The sequence below is a fragment of the Dyella sp. 05T440 genome, assembly GCF_056395965.1.
Genome location: NZ_JBFTKN010000003.1, coordinates 165,934 through 184,347 on the forward strand (window position 1 = coordinate 165,934; position 18,414 = coordinate 184,347).

Consider the following 18,414-nt stretch of genomic DNA (forward strand, 5'->3'; position numbering starts at 1 on the left):
TCACGGCGATGTGGGATTTTTGCGAGCGGGGCGTCTTGCCTAAAACTGCCTTCGCCACGCCAGCACCGTGTCCGGAAAGAGCCCCGCCAGCGGCACGTCGACCGCTTCGCAGGCATCCATCACATAAGCCAGCGAACGCGCCGCCTCGCCCCGTTGCAGTTCGCGCGGCACATTGAAGGCCTCGTACTCGATGGCCTCCAGCATCCGCAGCGACCACTCGTAGAGACCGTCGCCCTGACTCTGGAACCGCCGTTGCAGCCAGTCCTTGAGCGTGTGCAATGGCAGGTCGTCGCGGACCGACACCTCCTGCAACTCGGCAGTCACTTCGGGACAGACGCCGCGCAGCCATTCGCTGTAACCGGCTGCCGCATCAGGTATGACCAGCGGCGCCGGCGAACGCTGTTCGGCATGCCGCAACAGGATGCTTCGCTCCACCTGGCGCGCCTGGGCGAGCCGTTCGGTTTCCAGCAGCAAGCCGCGATCCAGATCGAATACGTCGAAAAACCGTCGATGCAGGTTGCGCATGCGCACCAGCGGCTGCCGTGAGTAGCCGACTTTCACCAGGTCCTGCTCCCGCCATGGCAGCAGGTAGACGAAGGTACGCCCCTTGCTGAGCGTCCTGGGCATGACGAATTCATCCATGCGCACGATGGTTACACAGGCATCGCCCGAGTCGAAGCCCATGCCCCGGTCACAAAAGCCAATCAGGCGATTCACGCAGCCCGTGAAAGCCTCGCCGCATGACCGCGACCCAACAGGCAGCCACCCGACCCGAACGCGATGCCGCGTCCGAAGGCCTGGTCTACATGCGCGGCGACGAACCCGGTCTGCGTCGTCGTCGCCAGGGCAAGGGGTTTGTCTATCTCGACGCCCGCGGGCATCGGGTCACCCAGGCACGCGTGCTCGATCGCATCCGCCTGCTCGCCATTCCGCCGGCCTATGTCGATGTCTGGATCAGCGCCAACCCGCGCGGCCACCTGCAGGCCACCGGGCGCGATGCCAAGGGTCGCAAGCAGTATCGCTACCACGCACGCTGGCGACGCGTGCGCGATGGCGGCAAGTTTTCGCATATGGCCGAATTCGGGGCTGCACTGCCGCGCATTCGGCGACGCGTTCGTCTCGATCTCGCGTTGCCCGGCTGGCCCAAGCAAAAGGTGTTGGCGCTGCTGGTGCGGCTACTGGATGAAACGCTGATCCGCGTGGGCAACGAGGCTTATGCCACGGACAACGGCAGTTACGGCCTCACCACGTTGCGCTCGCGCCACCTGCGCACGGAAGCCGGCAAGCTGCACCTTATTTTTCGCGCCAAAAGCGGACAGCAGAGCGACGTGACGCTCAGCAATAAACGCCTGGCTCGCCTGTTGCGACGCGTCCAGCAGCTGCCGGGACAGCGCCTGTTTCAATACGTCGACGATGACGGCAAGCGCCATGCCGTCGACTCGGGCATGGTCAACGACTACCTGCACGAGGCCAGCGGCGGCGATTTCACCGCCAAGGATTTTCGCACCTGGGCCGGTACGGTGATGGCGATCGGCCTGCTTGCCGAACAGCCCATGCCGGCCGAGGCCAGCGAGCGCGAGCTGCAGGAAGCGATCAACCTGGTCGTCCGTGAGGTGGCCGACGCGCTGCGCAACACGCCCAAGGTCTGCCGCACGTCGTATATCCACCCCAAGGCGTTCGAGGGATGGAAGGATGGCAGTCTGCAGCGCCTGGTATCTGCGTCGGTGGCGCATCAACCGAGAAAGCTGGAAAGCGCCACGCTGCGCTTTTTGAAATATCGTCCGCGCAGCCGCTGAGTCGTTCACTCCTCAGTGACGGCAGCCGGTCGATGCATGCGCCGATAGTCCGCCGGCGTCACGCCAACTTGACGCATGAAGGCCCGGCGCAGCCCATTGGCATCCGCGTAGCCGCACAAGCTGGCCACGCGCTTGGGCGGTTCCTGTCCCAGTTCGAGCAGTCGACGTGCCGCTTCCACCCGCACCTGTTCCACGTACTCCGCAGGCGGCACGCCCACTTCCTGATGGAACACGCGCGCGAAATGACGTGGACTCAAGCCCGCACGCTGCGCCAATGCCGCCACCGAGTGGTCCTCGCCGGGATGGGCGCCAATCCAGCGCTGCAGCTCCTGGATGGCGGCATGTCCCGCCAGCCCGGCTTCGCCATGACGACTGAACTGCAGTTGCCCGCCGGGACGCTTGAAGAACATCACCAGCTCACTGGCCACCTGCATCGCCACCTCGCGGCCGAGATCTTCCTCGACCAGGGCGAGCGCGAGATCCATGCCTGCCGTCACGCCTGCCGCGGTGCATACCGGACCATCGCGCAGATAAAGCGCATCGGGCTCGACCTGGATCTGGGGATAGCGCTCACGCATCACGTCGACCACGCCCCAATGGGTGGTGATTCGACGCGCCTCGATCAGGCCGCTGGCCGCCAGCACCAAGGCACCGTTGCACACGGACCCATAGCGCCGACTGCGCTTCGCTGCGCGCCGCAACCAATCCAATGCATTGAGATGAGTCGGCGCATGGGCCATGCCGGGTGCGCCGGCCACGAGCACCGTATCGAAGCGCGGGAGCGCATCGCGCAGGGTCAGATCGGGCATCAGTCGCACGCCGGACGAGCTTTCGATCGCACGCGCGGACGTGCCCACCACCCGCAGCTGATAAACCGTCTTGCCAAGGCGTCGATTCGCTTCGGCAAATACGTCAAGCGGCCCGGATACATCCAGCAGCTGCACGCCGGGAAAGGCAAGGATGGCGATGGTGCGGATCATGGGCGCCTCCGGCACGCGTCCGTCCTGGCCACAAAATGGCATGATCTGCCACTTTGAGTCAAATCATGACGGATGGATTTCGCGTTCCAATGGCTGCGAAGGCGGCATGCCGTATGCCGGCGACCTTGGAGCATCCATCATGACCACGATTGCAGGCATTGCCATTCCGGACAGCCAGCTCGCCCGGGAAGTTACCGACCTGGTGCGCGACACCGAAACGGATCTGCTGTACCACCACTCGCGCCGCGTCTTCCTGTTCGGCGCACTCACCGGCCGCCAGAAGCAGCTCAGCTTCGATCCCGAACTGCTCTATATCGGCGCCATGTTCCACGACATGGGATTGATGCCTGCCCACAGCAGCCCGGACCACCGCTTCGAAGTGGATGGCGCCAACGCGGCCGCGGACTTCCTGCGCCGTCACGGCATTCCCCAGCAGAGCATCGAACTGGTGTGGACCTCGATCGCGCTGCACACCACGCCGGGCATTCCCGAATTCATGCGCCCGGAAATCGCCCTGCTCACCGCCGGCGTGGAAATGGATGTGCTCGGACTGGGCTTTTCGAATGTCGCCGATGGCGATCGCGCCACCGTGGTGGAAGCGCATCCCCGCAGCGCGCAGTTCAAGCAGGACATCATCGAGGCGTTCTACCAGGGCATACGCCACAAGCCCGACACGACCTTCGGCAATGTCAAAGCCGACGTGATGGCCCTGAAGGAGCCGCACTTCCATCGCGGCAACTTCTGCAGCGTCATCCTCCATTCGGCTTGGCCGGGCTGAGGCTTCGCCGTCGATCGTTCAACCCGTAGCCAGGCGGGGCCACGTCCAGGCATGCCAGACGATAAGCAGGGACAGCGCGATCTCGATGGCGCCCATCACCAGGTAGAACGTCCAGGCACCCGGCATGGTGACGAGCATGATGATGGCGTAGACCAGGCCAAGGAAGATATTGAGCACCCGACTCAACATCGGCCTCATCACCAGCGAAAGAAAAATCATCAGGCTGGGTACGGCCATGAGCAGTGACGTACCCAGCAGAACGCCCTGCGTGGCGGGACCGAGCGGGCCTATGTTTCCCTTCAGCATGTCCTGCAAATTGCCGGGCTGGTAGAGGCCGAAGTAATCGACGTAGATGTAAAGGAACATGAGGCTCGTCCATAGCCCGGCGAGCTTCAGCTTGACCGGCACCTTCAGGTCTTCGAGCGGCGCCTTGGCACTTGGTTGCGAATTCACGTCTGCTCCTTGCGTGCGATGAGTCAATGGAGTGTGCGCCGATGGGACGCGCTCAGCCTTCCCTGTTGAGGCGCAGATCGTTGAACTTGCGTCGCTCGATCAGCGCGGTGATTTTTCCGTTGGCATCGCGCTGGAACACCAGCAGGTTGCGTTCGTCATCCGTGCCCATGAATACGTCCTTCGCCACCGGCTGCAAGGTATTGACGGGGCCGCCGGCGCGCGTGACATAGCTGAGCACGCCATGATCCACCGAGACCGTCCATGCGCGATTCGGCGCGAAACGATAGGTGCCCGCGTAATCATTCAGCACAAGACCTGGTACGTCGATTTTCGGCGGCGCGGTGGGAATGGTCACATCCTCGAAGCCGGCCACCTTCCACTCGCCGCCCTGCTTCACGAAGGTGAGCAGTGCGCGATAGCGCACGACGAAGGACTGTCCAAAATACGTTTCGCGCTCGTACTGCTCCACGCTGAGCAAGGCGCTGTCGCCATGCACCCAGGCGTGCGGATCGCGCATCTCCATGCTGCCGGTGATGCCGGCGGGAAAGGGGTGCAGCGAGGCGATGGTTTCGGCCTTGCTGGCGACGCGGCCAAACTCGTCGATCATCACCGCATCGTCGGTGACCGCCTTTTCCCAGATGGTTTTGTCGCCTGTGGGTAGCGCGTCCATCAGCTTCTGCGTGGTCTGCACCAGCTCGTCGCGCAAGGCGGTCGGCGCTTCGGCCGCGTGCAGCGGCACGATGGTCACTGCGGCAATCAGTCCCGATACGATGGATCGCTTGAACATGGCATCCCTCCGGCGATGCCGTGAAGCATGCGCTCGGCCGCCATGCCACACCCGTGCTTTAAGTCATTGGATGCCCCACGGTCCAGGGCCGCGTGCGACGCATGCGGCAATCGATCCATCGACCGGTGTGGCAAAGACGACCAGAATCAGCCCGATCATGGAGCTCCGCGCCGTCCCCAAGGCAGGCAGGCTCCGCAGCATGGATTTCATCTCATGGCACTTTTCCCCGCTGCCAACGACATCGGCATTGCCACCCTGATCGACCGCTTCTACGACAAGGTGCGCGCGGACGCCGAGCTGGGCCCCGTGTTCAACGCGGCCGTCCATGACTGGCCGGCGCACAAAGTGCTGTTGCGCGACTTCTGGTCGTCCCTGGTGTTGCGCTCGGGGCGTTATCAAGGCAACCCGATGGGCGTGCATCGCGCCCTGCCCGCGTTCCCGCAGCACCTGTTTCATCGCTGGCTGGCGTTGTGGCGGGAAACCGCGCGCGAGGTCTTCGACACACCGGCGGCCGAGCTGTTCATCGGCACCGCCGAGCGCGTGGCGCAGGGCCTCAGCATGGGGCTGGGTCACGGACGCTTGTCGGTCGACCACCCCTCGCGGGTGCTGGGTCCGTTGCACATCATCTCCTGACGCAACCGAACGCCGCGTTTGCCGGCACGAACGACGCAACGGCGCTGAGTCAGAGTACACTGCACAGATGAGAATCAATCGCATTTGTGATGTGCTGCGCGCAGTCCCGCTCCTGATCCTCCTGCTGGGCCTGGCCTCGCCGCCCGCCCACGCCCAGGCGGACGCCAACGATCCCGCGGCCAGCGTGCCGCAGACTTGGCAAATGCTCGATTACCTCGCCGCGGATTACGCGGGCGCGGTCAAACACGGCGAGGTGGTAAGCGCTTCGGAATACGACGAGATGCGCGAGTTCGCGCGCCATGCGCGCGATCGCGTGACCGCATTGCCGCCCAGCTCCGCCTCGCCCGTCCTGCGCGAACAGGCCGACAAATTGGTCGAACTGATCGACGCCAAGGCGCCAGAGTCCGAGGTCGCCCATCAGGCGCACGCGCTGACCGACACCTTGCTGCAGGCCTATCCCATTCCCACCGCACCGACCAAGGCACCGGAGCTTGCGCGCGGAGCGGCGCTCTATCAGACGCAGTGCGCTCTCTGCCACGGCGCGAGTGGACATGGCGATGGCCCGGCGGGACTGCAGCTGTCGCCGCGGCCCATCGATTTCACCGACGCATCGCGCGCCGATCAACGCAGTGCCTTGTCGCTCTATGAAGTGATCACCCAGGGCGTCGCCGGCACGCCGATGGCCAGCTACGCACAGACGCTCTCGAGCGACGACCGCTGGTCGCTTGCCTATTACGTCGGCACCCTCGCCTATCCCGAGGCGAGCGCGCAAGGCGAACAGGCATGGCGCAAGGATCAACAAGCCCGCGGCGCCATCGCATCGCCCAGCGAACTGGCGCGTGCACGCGTTTCCGGTCTGTCAGATCTGATCGGCACGACCCAGGCACGCCTTATCGTCGGCTACTTGCGCGCACATCCCGAGGCCGTGCACGAGGCCCTGGCCGGGATTCCACTGGCGCGCACTCGCGTCGCCGACAGCGTAGAGGCGTATCGCAGAGGCAAGCCTGAAGAAGCGCGACAGCTCGCACTCTCGGCTTATCTCGATGGCGTCGAACCCATGGAGGCGCGACTGGATGCACGCGATGCAGCGTTGCGCGCACGCATCGAAACCGCCATGGGCGCCTATCGCACCTCGCTGTCGCAGTCCGCGGCAGGCGATGCGGTGACCACGCAGGCGCACGCGGTGGATCAACTGCTTGCGCAAGCGCAATCCCTGCTGATGGAAGGCACGGCCAGCCCGATGACGACCTTCATCGGCGCGCTCACCATCCTGGTCCGCGAGGGGCTGGAAGCCTTGCTTGTGGTCGTGGCGCTGCTGGCCTTCCTGCGCAAGGCCGATCGGCACGACGCCACCCGCTATGTGCACGCGGGCTGGCTGCTCGCGCTGCTGGCAGGCGCTGCCACCTGGGCGGTGGCGAGCTATTTCATCTCGATCAGTGGCGCCAGCCGCGAGCTCACCGAAGGCCTGTCGTCGTTGTTTGCCGCGGGCGTGCTGCTTGCGGTTGGCTTGTGGATGCACCAGAAGAGCATCGGCGGCCGCTGGCAGTCTTATCTGAAGGCGAAGATGGCCACGGCGCTCGATCGTCGCTCAGCGTGGTTCGTGTTCGGCCTGACCTTCATCTCGGTCTATCGCGAAGTCTTCGAAACCATCCTGTTCTACACGGCACTGTGGAACGAAGGCCAGGGACAGTGGTTGCTTGCTGGCATCGTGGTGGGCGCCATCATCCTGGGCTTCATTGCCTGGGTACTGCTGCGCACCAGCCAGCGCCTGCCGCTGGGCCTGTTCTTCTCGGTGAGTTCGCTGGTGATCGCCGTGCTGGCGATCGTGCTGACCGGCAAGGGCGTGGCAGCGTTGCAGGAAGCGGGATGGACCGCCGTCACCGTGGCCCCGGTGCCGTCCATCGATCTGCTGGGCATCTATCCCACCTGGCAGTCGCTGCTGGCGCAGCTGGCCGTGGCCGTGATGCTGGCCATCGGCTTCACCTACAACCGCTGGCGGGCCAACGCCACCTGAAGTTGTCGCCCTGGAGGCCTCTGCCGGGCGGCACTTGAATTCTGTATCGGTCGATACATATTATTGTATCAATCGATACAGAATGAAGGTGCGTTATGGCCCGCCCACGCGAATTCGACGAACAGAAGACCCTGGAGGCCGTTGCCGAGGCTTTCTGGGCGCGTGGCTATGAGGCCACCTCCACGCGTGAACTGGCGGAGCGCACCGGCCTGACGGTGACCAGCCTGTACAACGCGTTCGGCGACAAGCGGGCGCTGTTTCAACGCGCCTTGGAGCACTATCTGGATGCAACGCTCCGCGAGCGCATCGACCGCCAGGAGAAGTCACTGGCTCCCAGCGAGGCGATCGCCGCGTTCTTCCAGGAAGTGATCGAGCGCTCGCTGTCCGATACGCAGCAGCGCGGCTGTTTCCTGGTGAACTCGGCGCTGGAGGCCACGCCCGAAGCGCCCGAACTGCGCGCTGCGATTGCTGCCGAAATCGACGCCATCCGCGCCTTTTTCCGTCGCTGCCTGCTGGCCGCCCGCCGCAGCGGTGAAGTGCCCTCATCCGTTTCCGCAGCGGAAGCTTCCGCGCATCTCCTGACCGTCATGCTCGGCCTGCGCGTGATGGCCCGCGTCGATCCCGATCGCACCACGATGACGGCTGCCGTAGCCACGGCGCTGAAAGCCGCCGGCATCGCGAAACACCGCTGAACAACATCCCCATTCCCCTCTGGAACTACCCCTCATGTCACCCCGCACTTTCCTCATCACCGGCGCCACCAAGGGCATCGGCCGCGCTATTTCCCAACGTCTCGCCAACGCAGGACATCACGTCGTCGGCCTGGCGCGTAACATCGACGAGCCGGACTTCCCGGGCACCCTGGTGTCCGTCGATCTTGGCGACCGCGCAGCCACCGCCAAGGCGCTCAAGGCGCTGGTCGAGCAATATTCCTTCGACGGCGTGGTCAACAACGTCGGCTATGTGCGCGTGGCGCCAATCGACGAGGTAGACCTCAACGATCTCGACGACATCCTGCGCATCAACCTCGTGCCCACCATCCAGACCGTTCAGGCGCTGCTGCCGCAGATGCGTGCCAAGGGCTGGGGCCGCGTGGTGAATATCACCAGCTTCGTCGCGCTGGGTTATGCGAATCGCACGTCGTATGCAGCCGCCAAGGCTGCGGTGAACAGTTTCACCCGCACCTGGGGCCTGGAGCTCGCGGAAAGCGGCATCACGGTGAATGCGGTGGCGCCCGGTCCGACCGAAACGGAGCTGTTCCGTGCGAACACGCCCGAAGGCAGCGAGGCCGAGCAGCGCTTTCTCTCGGTGGTGCCGATGAAGCGCCTGGGCAAGCCGGACGAATTGGCGGCGACCGTGGAGTTCCTGCTGTCTGATGGCGCCAGCTTTATCACCGGGCAGACGTTGTATGTCGATGGCGGCGCATCGATCGGTCGCTCCGCCGCCTGATCGTGCGACGGTTCAGTGGAAATCGCGCGAACGGCTGTCCAGCGAACCCAGCAACTCGCTCAGGTCGATGAGTCGATCGGCGATGAGATGGCTTACGCCGTCCGCGTGTTCCCAACGTCCATCCACGCCCAGCAGGCGCGACTCGAGAAAGATGCGGCGCTGACGTTCGGCCACGTGACTCCACACCACCACGTTGATGGGTCCGAACTCGTCTTCCATGGTGATGAAGGTGACGCCGCTGGCCGTCTGCGGACGCTGGCGCTGCGTCACCAGCCCGGCCGCGCGCACCTTGCTGGCATGCGGGCGCAGGTGCAGGCTCTTGGAATCCAGGCAGCGCGCCGCGCGCAGGCGCGCACGGATCTGCTGCAGCGGATGCGGCCCCAGACTGAGCCCCATACGCGCGTAATCGGCCAGCGTGCTTTCACCTTGCGATGGTGGCGGCAGCACGACCTCTTCTTCCACCGGACTGGTGTTGCCGAACAAGGGCAGCTGCGCCTCGATGCCCGCCATGACCCAGCGCGCACGATGACGATGGCCGGCCAGGCCGCGTAATGCATCCGCCTCGGCCAGCGCATCCTGCTGTTGCTTGTTGAGTCCGGCGCGCGCGCACAGGTCGGCCACGTCTTCGAACGGCCGGCGTGCACGCGCCGCCATCAGTTGCGTCATCACCTCCTCGCGGCAGCCGCGCACCTGCCGCAAGCCAAGCCGCATGGCATAGCCGCCGCGCGAGGAGTCATCGGCTTCGAGCGTGTTGTCCCAGTCGCTGTGGCGCACATCCACCGGTCGCACCTTGATGCCATGGCGCTGGGTGTCCTGCACGATCTGGCTCGGGCCGTAGAAACCCATCGGCTGCGCGTTGAGCAAGGCGCACATGAAGGCCGCGCAGTAATGGCATTTGAGCCAGCAGCTGGCATACACCAGCAAAGCGAAGCTCGCCGCATGGCTTTCGGGAAAACCGTAGGAACCAAAGCCCTTGATCTGCTCGAACAGGCGCGCGGCAAAATCCGGCGTGAAGCCGTTTTTCAGCATGCCGGCCATCAGTTTCTGGCGATGGATTTCCATGTCGCCGTTGCGTCGCCACGCCGCCATCGAACGGCGCAGCTGGTCCGCCTCGCCGGGCGTGTATTCCGCCGCGACGATCGCCAGCTTCATCACCTGTTCCTGGAACAAGGGCACGCCGAGCGTGCGCTCGAACACATCCTTCAAGGCCTCCGACGGATAAGTGATCGGCTCCTCGCCGCGCTTGCGGCGCAGATACGGATGCACCATGTCGCCCTGAATCGGGCCCGGCCGCACGATCGCCACCTGGATCACCAGGTCGTAGAAATTCTCCGGCCGATGCCGCGGCAGCATCGCCATCTGCGCGCGCGATTCGATCTGGAACACGCCGATGGTGTCGGCGCGCTGGATCAGTTCATAGGTCGGCGGATCATCCGGCGGAATCGACGCCAGCGTTTCCACGCGACCATGATGACTCTTCAATAGATCAAGACATTTGCGGATACAGGTGAGCATGCCCAGCGCCAGGCAATCGACCTTGAGCAGGCGCATGGTGTCCAGATCATCCTTGTCCCACTGGATGATGGTGCGGTCGGGCATCGAGGCATTTTCCACCGGCACCAGATGTGACAGCGGCTGATCGGAAATCACAAAGCCACCCACGTGCTGGGACAGGTGGCGCGGAAAATCCATCAGCTCTTCGGTGAGCGCCATCACCCGCCGCAGCACGGGACTATCCGGATCGAAGCCGCGCTCGCGCAGGCGGCCGTCCAGCGGATCGTCGCCGTCCTGCCAGGCGAAGGTGCGCGACAACAGGTCGATCTGATCCGATGGCAGGCCGAGCACGCGTGCCACGTCGCGTACCGCGCTGCGGCCTCGATAGCAGATCACGGTGGCGGCCAGCGCGGCCCTCTCGCGGCCGTATTTCTCGTAGATATGCTGGATGACTTCTTCGCGCCGCTCGTGCTCGAAGTCGATATCGATATCCGGCGGCTCGTTGCGTTTGGCGGAAATAAAACGCTCGACCAGCAGCGTGGTCGTGGCCGGATCCACCGCCGTCACGCCGAGCGCGTAGCAAACCGCCGAATTGGCGGCCGAACCGCGGCCCTGGCACAGGATGTCCTTGCCGCGCGCGAAGCTCACGATTTCCTGCACGGTCAGGAAGTACGACTCGTACTTGAGCTGCTCGACCAGCTTCAGCTCATACTCGATCTGCTCCCTCACCTTGGGCGGCTCGCCCTGCGGCCAGCGCCAGCGCACGCCCTCTTCGGTGAGCTGGCGCAACCATGTGGTCGGCGTATGTCCTGCCGGCACCAGTTCGGCGGGATAGCGATAGCTCAGGTCGGTCATCACGAACTGGCAGCGCTCGGCGATGCGCACGCTTTCGGCCATCAGTTCGTCGGGATGGATCGCGGACAAAGCCACGCGCGTACGCAGATGTCGCTCGCCATTGGGAAACAGCAGGTCACCGGCATCGGCCACGGTGCGATGGTGGCGGATCGCCGTCATCACATCCTGCAAGGCACGGCGGCGGCGCACGTGCATGTGTACGTCGCCCGCGGCCACCATTGGCAGCTGCAGTGCATCGGCCAGCATCTGCAGCCGGGCGAAACGGCGGTCGTCGTCGGGGCCACGATGCAGTTCGACCGCCAGCCACAATCGCGCCTCGAACAGCGAGCGCAGCCACTCACCATGCGCCTGCTGCAGCTCGGCCTGCGGCAACCACAAGGCCAGCGTGCCGGGCAGGCCGTCGGCAAAGTCCTCGCGCGTCACCCGATACGTGCCCTTCTCTGCCACGCGCCGACCGCGCGTGATGAGTGCACACAGCGAGGTATAGCCCTGCAGGTTCTCGCACAACAGCACCAGCTTCGGGCCATGCTCGATCTGGAACTCGGCGCCGACGATCAGCGGCAGCCCGGTATCGCGCGAGGCCTCGTAGGCGCGCACGATGCCGGCGAGCGAACATTCGTCGGTGATCGCCAGCGCGCGATAACCGCAGGCCTTGGCCCGCTCGAACAACTCGCGCGCACTCGACGCGCCACGCTGGAACGAGAAGTTGGACAGGCAATGCAGTTCGGCGTAGTCGTTCATGCGAACCACCCATGCAACATCCAGTGGCCCTGCTCGCCCGGCGCGCAATACACCCACGCACACTGTCCCTGCGAGGTGCGCACCACGTAGTAATCGCGCCGGATGTCGCCACCATCCCACCAGCCGGTTTCGATGCGCTCGGGGCCGGCGAGCACCTCCGGCGCCGGGCCACGCAGCGGGCATGGCGAGGCCAGCAGCCAGGTCGGGCGCGGCAAGGTTTCCGGCGTGGTGGCTGCTTTCACATGCGCCGCATCGGACTGCGCACGCTCCGGGCGCGGATCCACCGTGCGATGCAGATGCTGGATGGCCTGCTCGCCCAGGCGTGCACGCAAGCGTTCGCGCAGCTGATCCAGCGGCACGGCATGCGTGGGCCGGGTATCGAACAGGTCGCGGCCGGCGGGAACGAACGGCGGCAAGTCGCTTGCCACCAGCCGCATCGCCAGCACCGGCTGGTGCAATTCCAGGCGCTCGAGCCGTCCGCGCGCGCAGTCGAACAACAGCGTGGCATCACGCGCGGCGGCCAGCATGCCCACCGTCACGCAGGTGGGCAGACCGCTGCGATGTTCCAGTTCCAGTTCGAATCGCTGCACGCCGCCATCGCGACCGGCGAGATACGCCGCCAGGTCGCCGGTGAGACGGCGCAGCGGAAACACCAGCGCCTCGACGTGCTCGATTTCGTGCGTCCACTCCATGCGCTGCTCGAACGCATCGGGCGGACGGTAGCTGTCCATTGGCGTGGGCTCGTCGCCGGTGAGGCGATCGAGCTGCGCCACCAGCTCGGCGCCGAAGCGGCGTTGCAGGCCTGCGCGCGGCAGCTTCAAGACTTGGCCCAGGGTGCGGATGCCCATCGACGGCAAACCCTGCGCGGCATCGGCCGGCAGGCGCGCACGCGCAATCGGCACAGGCGCCAGCGCCTCGCGCAGGATCTCCGGCGACATCACCGCCAGCCCGTCGTGCACGCCGGCCAGCACATAGGCCGCATGCGGTGTCGGTGCGAGCGCGATGCGATGACGGAAAGCCAGTCCCTGCAGATCGTCCCGCAACAGCGATTCAAAACGCGGCCATGGCCCGAACAGGTTGAGGCTGCGACTCACCTCCAGCACCACGGCGTGCGCGTACAGCCCCACCTCGGCGCTATAGCGATACGCCCAGGCAGCGAGCAGACGATGCCAGCGCGCCTCGTCTTCCGGATCGTGCTCGACCATCGCGAACTGCTGCAACAAGGCTTGCGCCGCGGTGAGTCGCTGCCCGCGATAAATGCCCGCCGCACGCGCGCTCGCATTGGCCGCGTGCACGATGCGCGCCTGCGCGGGACCGCTCACCAGCACCAGTGGTTCGTCCGACGGCGGCCGTCGCCGGAGGACACCGTCCAGCGCCAGTTGCGGCAGCAAGATGCAAGCCCAGAGCATGGCGCGTCACGACCAGCCGGAAGCTAGCGATACCGCCTGTGCCGGCGGATTGCCGCCACGGCATTTGCGCACGCGTATCTGCCAGCTGGGCGTGCTTTCCAGTTCCAATCGCAATGCCGCGGGCGACGCCTGCACGGCATGGCGGCGATCGCGGAACAGAAAGGCCAGCGCCTTGCCGGTATCGGCCGCCACCTGCAATCGACGCAAGGCACGGTCATCGGCGTGCACCGGCCACGCCAGCACGGCGGCGCAACTGGCCGAGCGCAGGCATTGCTCGGCCGCCCACAGCACATCGCGTTCGTCCGCGTGCACGATGTCCACGTTCGACATCACCACGCCGCGCGCTTCCCAGCCCGCCACATAAGGCACGTACGGCGGCGAGATCACCATCACCGGACGCCCTTCGCGGGTGAGGCGCGCCAGCGTAGGCAACAACAATTGCAGCTCACCCACGCCATCGGCGGGCAGCAGGATTTCAGTCATCGCGTGCTCGGGCCAGCCGCCGCTGGGCAAGGCGGCATCGAGCGTCGCCCAGCCGGTGGGCTGACTGCCCGACGGTTGCGGCGCAGCGCGGCCTTGCCAGACCTGGCGGCTGTGCAGAAGTGTATCGAGCGCAAGGACCTGACCCACGGCGCACGCCCCTCAGCGCAACGTGCGCAGGCAACGGGTGACGACGCCCCACACGCTGAGCGTCTCGCCTTCGCGGAACACGATGGGCTTGAAGTGCGCGTTTTCCGGCAGCAGCGCGATATGCCCATCCACCTTGCCCAGCCGCTTGATGGTCAGCTCGTTGTTGACCATCGCCACCACGATGTCGCCCTGGCGCGGCGCGAGCGCACGATCCACCAGCACTTCGTCGCCGTCGAAAATGCCGGCGCCGATCATCGACCAGCCCGACACGCGGATGATGAAGGTGCTCGGCTCGTGGCCGGGCAGCACGAGGTGTTCGTTGAGGTCGACCACTTCGTCGACATCGTCGTCGGCGATCGACGGCAGGCCGGCCGGCACGCGACTGAGGAAAGCCGTCAGCGCGACCGTCGATGGTTCCAGCGACAAAGGCCGCGGCGCCTCCAGCGTGGCAGGACTGCGGTAGGCCTCCAGGTAGGCCAGCACGCCCGGTACCTGGCTGTCGGGTACGCGTATGCGCTGACTGGGTTCACCGGCGGGACGACCGGCTCCCGGGCGGCGTCCACCGTGGTCGGAAGGAGGCATGGGGCGACTTGATTAGTGGGACGGTAATCAAGATAGCACGATGGGATTCTCACCGAGCGAGATTCAGCACGCCGCTATGAATAATTTTCAAACGACTGATTAAAAAGACAATTCAGGCGTCCGCGCGGTAGACCCGCCCCTTCCACTGGGAGCGCACGCCGCGCCAATAGCGCAGCGCCGAACTCCAGGTCATGCCGAGGTAGAGACCCGCCCCCAGCGGCAGCAGCAGCGCCCACCACAGGGGCATGCGGTAGTACCTGAGCATGGGCAGGTAGCCCAGCATCATGGCGCCCAGCGCGATCCAGGCACAGGGCCACAGCTGTGGTGCGGCCAGCAAGGCCAGCGGCACCCCGTAAGCCCACAGGAACAACACCGTCACCAGCAACAACACGGACGTCGAATAGCCCAGCTGGGTGAAGGCCGACCGCGCCACCATGCCGTGGATCGACTCGAAGCTACCGTACGGCCGCCGGCTCAGCACATCGCGGCTCAAGCCGATCCAGGTGCGGCCGCCCGCGCGCTTGACCTGACGTGCCAGCGCGCAATCGTCGATCAGCGCATCGCGCAGGCTGCCGAAGCCGCCGATGCGTTCAAGCACCTCAGTATCCACCAGGATGCAGCCGCCCGCGCCGGCCGCCACCCAGCGCGAGAGCGAGTTGGACAAAGCAAACGGATAAAGCAACTTGAAGTAGTAGACGAAGGCAGGCAGCAACAAGCGATCCCAGAAACTGGTGCGGCGCAGGTCCGCCATGATCGACACGAACTGCCGCTGCTCGCGCTGCTTGTGCGACAGCAGCGTGGCCAACATGCCGGGACGCAGTTCGATATCCGCATCCAGCAACAAGGTCAGCGGCGTGCGTACCTGCTGCCTGCCCTGCTCCAGCGCCCACAGCTTGCCCGCCCAACCTTCCGGCAAGGGCGCACCCTGGATCACGCGAACACCGGGATACGAGCTCGCCACACCGGCCGTGCTGTCGGCCGACTGGTCGTCGACCACGATGATCTGGAGTCCACTGCCCTGCGCCTGCAACGCGCGCAGCGTGCTGCCGATCACGTCGGCTTCGTTGCGTGCAGGCATCAATACGGTGACGTCGTCCAGGCGCATGCTGGCCAACGCATCAGCCTCCAGATGCTCGCGCGTACTCCATGGCCGCCACGGCACCAGCAGCAGTCCCAGCCACATCACGACCGGGACGATGGCGCCAATGAGCAGCCACATGACTCAGTGCCCGGCGTCGGCCCCGGACGACGAGCCTCTGCGCTGGATCGCGCTGATGGGGATATGGATCGCCGTGGCATCGACGCGGTCGCCGTACATCACCGGCAGATCCGGCGCCATCGCGCCATCGATGCGCGGACCGAACGTCGCCACGCGCGCGGCCTTGAGCGGATGCGCAAAGGTGTCATCCACCGCCGTGCCTTCGAAGCCGCAATGCGCCATGCAGTTGTCGCACTTGGGGTTGATGCCGACGCCGTATTTTTCCCATGCGGTTTCTTCCATCAGCTCCTTGTACGAGCTGGCGTAGCCCTCGTCGACCAGCAGATAACACGGACGCTGCCAGCCGAAAATGTTGTAGGTGGGGTTGGACCACGGCGTGCACTGGTAGCTCTGGTTGCCCGCGATGAAGTCCAGGAACATCGACGACTGGTTGAACACCCACTTGCTCTTGCGTTCCTTGCCGATGCGGAAAATATCGCGGAACAGCTGCTTGCTCTCGGTGCGCCCAAGAAAGACATCCTGGCGCGGCGCATGCTGGTAGCTATAGCCGGGCGACACCGTGATGCCTTCGATGCCAAGCGACATGGCGAAGTCGAAGAACTCGGCAATTTCTTCCGGCTTCTCGTTGTTGAACAGCGTGCAGTTGATGGTGACGCGAAAACCGCGCGACAACGCCAGCTTGATCGCCGCCACCGCCTTGTCGAACACGCCCTCCATGCACACCGATTGATCGTGCCGCTCCTGCAGGCCGTCCAGATGGACCGACCAGGTGAAATACGGCGACGGCGTGTACTCGTCGATGTGCTTGGTCAGCAGCAGCGCATTGGTGCACAGGTAGATGAATTTCTCGCGCGCGATCAGGCCCTGCACGATCTGCGGCATCTCCTTGTGGATCAGCGGCTCGCCGCCGGGAATCGACACCACCGGCGCGTCGCATTCGTCCACCGCGCGCAGTGCGTCTTCCACGCTCATGCGCTTTTGCAGGATCTCTTTGGGATGATCGATCTTGCCGCAACCGGCGCAGGCGAGATTGCACTGGAACAAGGGCTCCAACATCATCGCCAGCGGATAACGCTTCTGCCCGCTGACCTTCTTGCCGATGATGTAACGCGCGATCTTGGTTTGCTGAATAAGAGGAATGCCCAACGGAATCTCCTCATCACTGACGGATGGATGTTACGCGCTGCGCTTGATGCCAGTCGCCTTCATCACGGGATCGAGTATAGCCACGTCGCGGCGATGTGGCGTTCAGGACGCCAGACTGGCGGGCGGCGCAAATACATGCGCGTGTTCGCGACGCAAGCGCTCCCATTCGATCTTGAACCATGGCGTGAAATGCTCCGGATGCGCGGCGATCTCACGATCCAGCGCATCGGGCGCGATATAACGCAGCGCGGCGATCTCAAGCCTGTTGGCGACGGGAGCCGCATCCGTACGGCCGGCGTAGACCCAGCAAAGCTCGTGTTCCGCGCCTTCGTCATCGAATTGCGCCTGATACTGGAACTTGAACTGGAACTGGAATTCGCACTGCAGGCCGAGCTCCTCGGCCAGGCGACGATGAGTGGCTGTTTCCATCGTCTCGCCGCGCCGGGGATGGCTGCAGCAGGTATTGGACCAGTAACCCGGCCACAGGCGTTTGCCTTCGGCGCGTTGCTGCAGCAGCAGCTCGCCGTCCGTATTGAACACAAACAGCGAAAACGCGCGATGCAGAATGCCCTGTCCGTGGTGCGCGCTCGCCTTGTCGAGAAAGCCGGTTTCGCGGTCGTGTTCGTCGACCAGCACCAGGGGTTCGTCCTGAAAGGACACCACACTCTTCGACCAGCTTCCTTCGTTGAAGTCCAACTCGCGGTTAGCCAAGGCTCAAACCTCTCTCTTCCGACGGACGGCGGCAGTACACGCCCGGTCATCACATCTTCGTCACATCTGGCGCGACGCACGTTCGACCGTACATCGATGGCGCACTCAGGCTAGCAAGGATGAGCGAAGGCGAGTAGTCCCTCGCGGGCGCCGTTCATACCAAAGGATAGTTATTGCGTTGAATGAACACTGCTCGCCGGCGCCGGAAACGGCTCATGCGTGCGTGTCCACGTGGTGTTTCCACCGAGCAGCGTGATGCCGATGAAACCGCGCAACACCAGCCGATCCGGTGAGCGCAGGTGAATTTCGCAGTGATATTCCTTGCCGTTGTCGGCGTTGTAGACGCGGCCATCCACCCAGGCGCGCGCCTGGGCGTCGTAACGCAATCCCCATAGCAGGCGCAGGCCCGTCAATGGGCGCGAACGCAGCGCCGGATCGGGATTGTGACGATCGGTGACGGTTTTTCCGTTGAGCTCGGCGCCGTCCTCAGGGCCATAGGTATCGTGCAGCTGCCACACAATGCTGCCGACAAACGCATCACCATCGCGCTCGATGCGGATAATGGCGTCGCGGCTTTCGACCAGCCAGTCGCCCTCGATGGCGGTGCCCGGCGTAGCGTCGGCAGACGGCGTCTGTGCGAGCGCCACGCCCTGCAGCAGGCATAGCGGCAAGATCCATGCAGCCAGCCGAAACAGCCGCAAAACGTGCGCTTTCACGAAGTGCATGCATTAACTTTG

18 protein-coding genes are annotated in these 18,414 nt (G+C 64.8%); 6 read left to right on the plus strand and 12 right to left on the minus strand.

Annotation, left to right across the window (positions count from 1 at the left end; translation table 11 throughout):
• Positions 1-39: 39 nt before the first annotated feature.
• On the minus strand, positions 40-684 hold the full coding sequence (locus tag AC1DE1_RS05145) for a hypothetical protein (RefSeq protein WP_477178935.1): 645 nt from the start codon (positions 682-684) through the stop codon (positions 40-42).
• A gap of 56 nt (positions 685-740) precedes the next feature.
• On the opposite strand from AC1DE1_RS05145, the gene AC1DE1_RS05150 reads away from it, so the two are divergent.
• Entirely contained in the window at positions 741-1,796 is a 1,056-nt protein-coding gene (locus tag AC1DE1_RS05150) for a DNA topoisomerase IB (protein WP_477175579.1), read from the plus strand.
• 5 nt (positions 1,797-1,801) lie between these two features.
• Here AC1DE1_RS05150 and AC1DE1_RS05155 read toward each other — a convergent pair whose 3' ends face one another.
• Positions 1,802-2,776, minus strand: coding sequence for a GlxA family transcriptional regulator (locus AC1DE1_RS05155; RefSeq protein ID WP_477175580.1), 975 nt, complete (start codon positions 2,774-2,776; stop codon positions 1,802-1,804).
• A 139-nt stretch (positions 2,777-2,915) separates the two neighbouring features.
• Between AC1DE1_RS05155 and AC1DE1_RS05160 the strand changes: the two genes are divergently transcribed.
• On the plus strand, positions 2,916-3,554 hold the full coding sequence (locus AC1DE1_RS05160) for an HD domain-containing protein (RefSeq protein WP_477175581.1): 639 nt from the start codon (positions 2,916-2,918) through the stop codon (positions 3,552-3,554).
• A gap of 18 nt (positions 3,555-3,572) precedes the next feature.
• Here the strand turns inward: AC1DE1_RS05160 and AC1DE1_RS05165 are convergent, their stop codons facing one another.
• Positions 3,573-4,007 carry a DUF6326 family protein gene (locus AC1DE1_RS05165; RefSeq protein WP_477175582.1) on the minus strand — a complete coding sequence of 145 codons (435 nt, stop codon included), beginning with the start codon at positions 4,005-4,007 and terminating at the stop codon, positions 3,573-3,575.
• Positions 4,008-4,059: 52 nt separating this feature from the next.
• On the minus strand, positions 4,060-4,794 hold the full coding sequence (locus AC1DE1_RS05170; RefSeq protein WP_477178936.1) for a nuclear transport factor 2 family protein: 735 nt from the start codon (positions 4,792-4,794) through the stop codon (positions 4,060-4,062).
• A 213-nt stretch (positions 4,795-5,007) separates the two neighbouring features.
• Between AC1DE1_RS05170 and AC1DE1_RS05175 the strand changes: the two genes are divergently transcribed.
• The 4 genes from AC1DE1_RS05175 (at position 5,008) to AC1DE1_RS05190 (ending at position 8,890) form a co-directional block, all read left to right on the plus strand.
• Positions 5,008-5,427: a group III truncated hemoglobin gene (locus AC1DE1_RS05175; protein WP_477175584.1), complete on the plus strand. Its 420-nt coding sequence runs from the start codon at positions 5,008-5,010 to the stop codon at positions 5,425-5,427.
• Positions 5,428-5,518: 91 nt separating this feature from the next.
• Entirely contained in the window at positions 5,519-7,441 is a 1,923-nt protein-coding gene (locus AC1DE1_RS05180; protein WP_477175585.1) for an FTR1 family protein, read from the plus strand.
• Positions 7,442-7,536: 95 nt separating this feature from the next.
• Positions 7,537-8,133 carry a TetR/AcrR family transcriptional regulator gene (locus tag AC1DE1_RS05185; protein ID WP_477175586.1) on the plus strand — a complete coding sequence of 199 codons (597 nt, stop codon included), beginning with the start codon at positions 7,537-7,539 and terminating at the stop codon, positions 8,131-8,133.
• A 34-nt stretch (positions 8,134-8,167) separates the two neighbouring features.
• The gene (locus AC1DE1_RS05190) at positions 8,168-8,890 is read left to right on the plus strand and encodes an SDR family oxidoreductase (RefSeq protein ID WP_477175587.1); all 723 of its coding nucleotides are present in this window, start codon (positions 8,168-8,170) and stop codon (positions 8,888-8,890) included.
• 12 nt (positions 8,891-8,902) lie between these two features.
• On the opposite strand, the gene AC1DE1_RS05195 is transcribed toward AC1DE1_RS05190, so the two are convergent.
• From AC1DE1_RS05195 to AC1DE1_RS05230, 8 genes are all read right to left on the minus strand, one after another.
• The gene (locus tag AC1DE1_RS05195) at positions 8,903-11,980 is read right to left on the minus strand and encodes an error-prone DNA polymerase (RefSeq protein WP_477175588.1); all 3,078 of its coding nucleotides are present in this window, start codon (positions 11,978-11,980) and stop codon (positions 8,903-8,905) included.
• Positions 11,977-13,389, minus strand: a complete 1,413-nt coding sequence (locus AC1DE1_RS05200; RefSeq protein WP_477175589.1) for a Y-family DNA polymerase — start codon at positions 13,387-13,389, stop codon at positions 11,977-11,979. Before AC1DE1_RS05200 ends, AC1DE1_RS05195 begins: the two co-directional genes overlap by 4 nt.
• A gap of 6 nt (positions 13,390-13,395) precedes the next feature.
• Positions 13,396-14,019 (minus strand): translesion DNA synthesis-associated protein ImuA, encoded by a 624-nt coding sequence (gene imuA / locus AC1DE1_RS05205; RefSeq protein WP_477175590.1) that lies wholly within the window; start codon positions 14,017-14,019, stop codon positions 13,396-13,398.
• Between the two features lie 12 nt (positions 14,020-14,031).
• Positions 14,032-14,601, minus strand: a complete 570-nt coding sequence (locus AC1DE1_RS05210) for a LexA family protein (RefSeq protein ID WP_441602259.1) — start codon at positions 14,599-14,601, stop codon at positions 14,032-14,034.
• 112 nt (positions 14,602-14,713) lie between these two features.
• A complete protein-coding gene (locus AC1DE1_RS05215) occupies positions 14,714-15,820 on the minus strand; it encodes a glycosyltransferase (RefSeq protein ID WP_477175591.1) in 1,107 nt (368 codons plus the stop codon).
• Between the two features lie 3 nt (positions 15,821-15,823).
• Positions 15,824-16,966 carry an adenosyl-hopene transferase HpnH gene (gene hpnH / locus AC1DE1_RS05220; RefSeq protein ID WP_477178937.1) on the minus strand — a complete coding sequence of 381 codons (1,143 nt, stop codon included), beginning with the start codon at positions 16,964-16,966 and terminating at the stop codon, positions 15,824-15,826.
• Positions 16,967-17,068: 102 nt separating this feature from the next.
• Positions 17,069-17,677, minus strand: coding sequence for an isopentenyl-diphosphate Delta-isomerase (idi, locus tag AC1DE1_RS05225; protein WP_441602262.1), 609 nt, complete (start codon positions 17,675-17,677; stop codon positions 17,069-17,071).
• 170 nt (positions 17,678-17,847) lie between these two features.
• A complete protein-coding gene (locus AC1DE1_RS05230) occupies positions 17,848-18,393 on the minus strand; it encodes a DUF2147 domain-containing protein (protein ID WP_477175593.1) in 546 nt (181 codons plus the stop codon).
• Between the last annotated feature and the right edge of the window lie 21 nt (positions 18,394-18,414).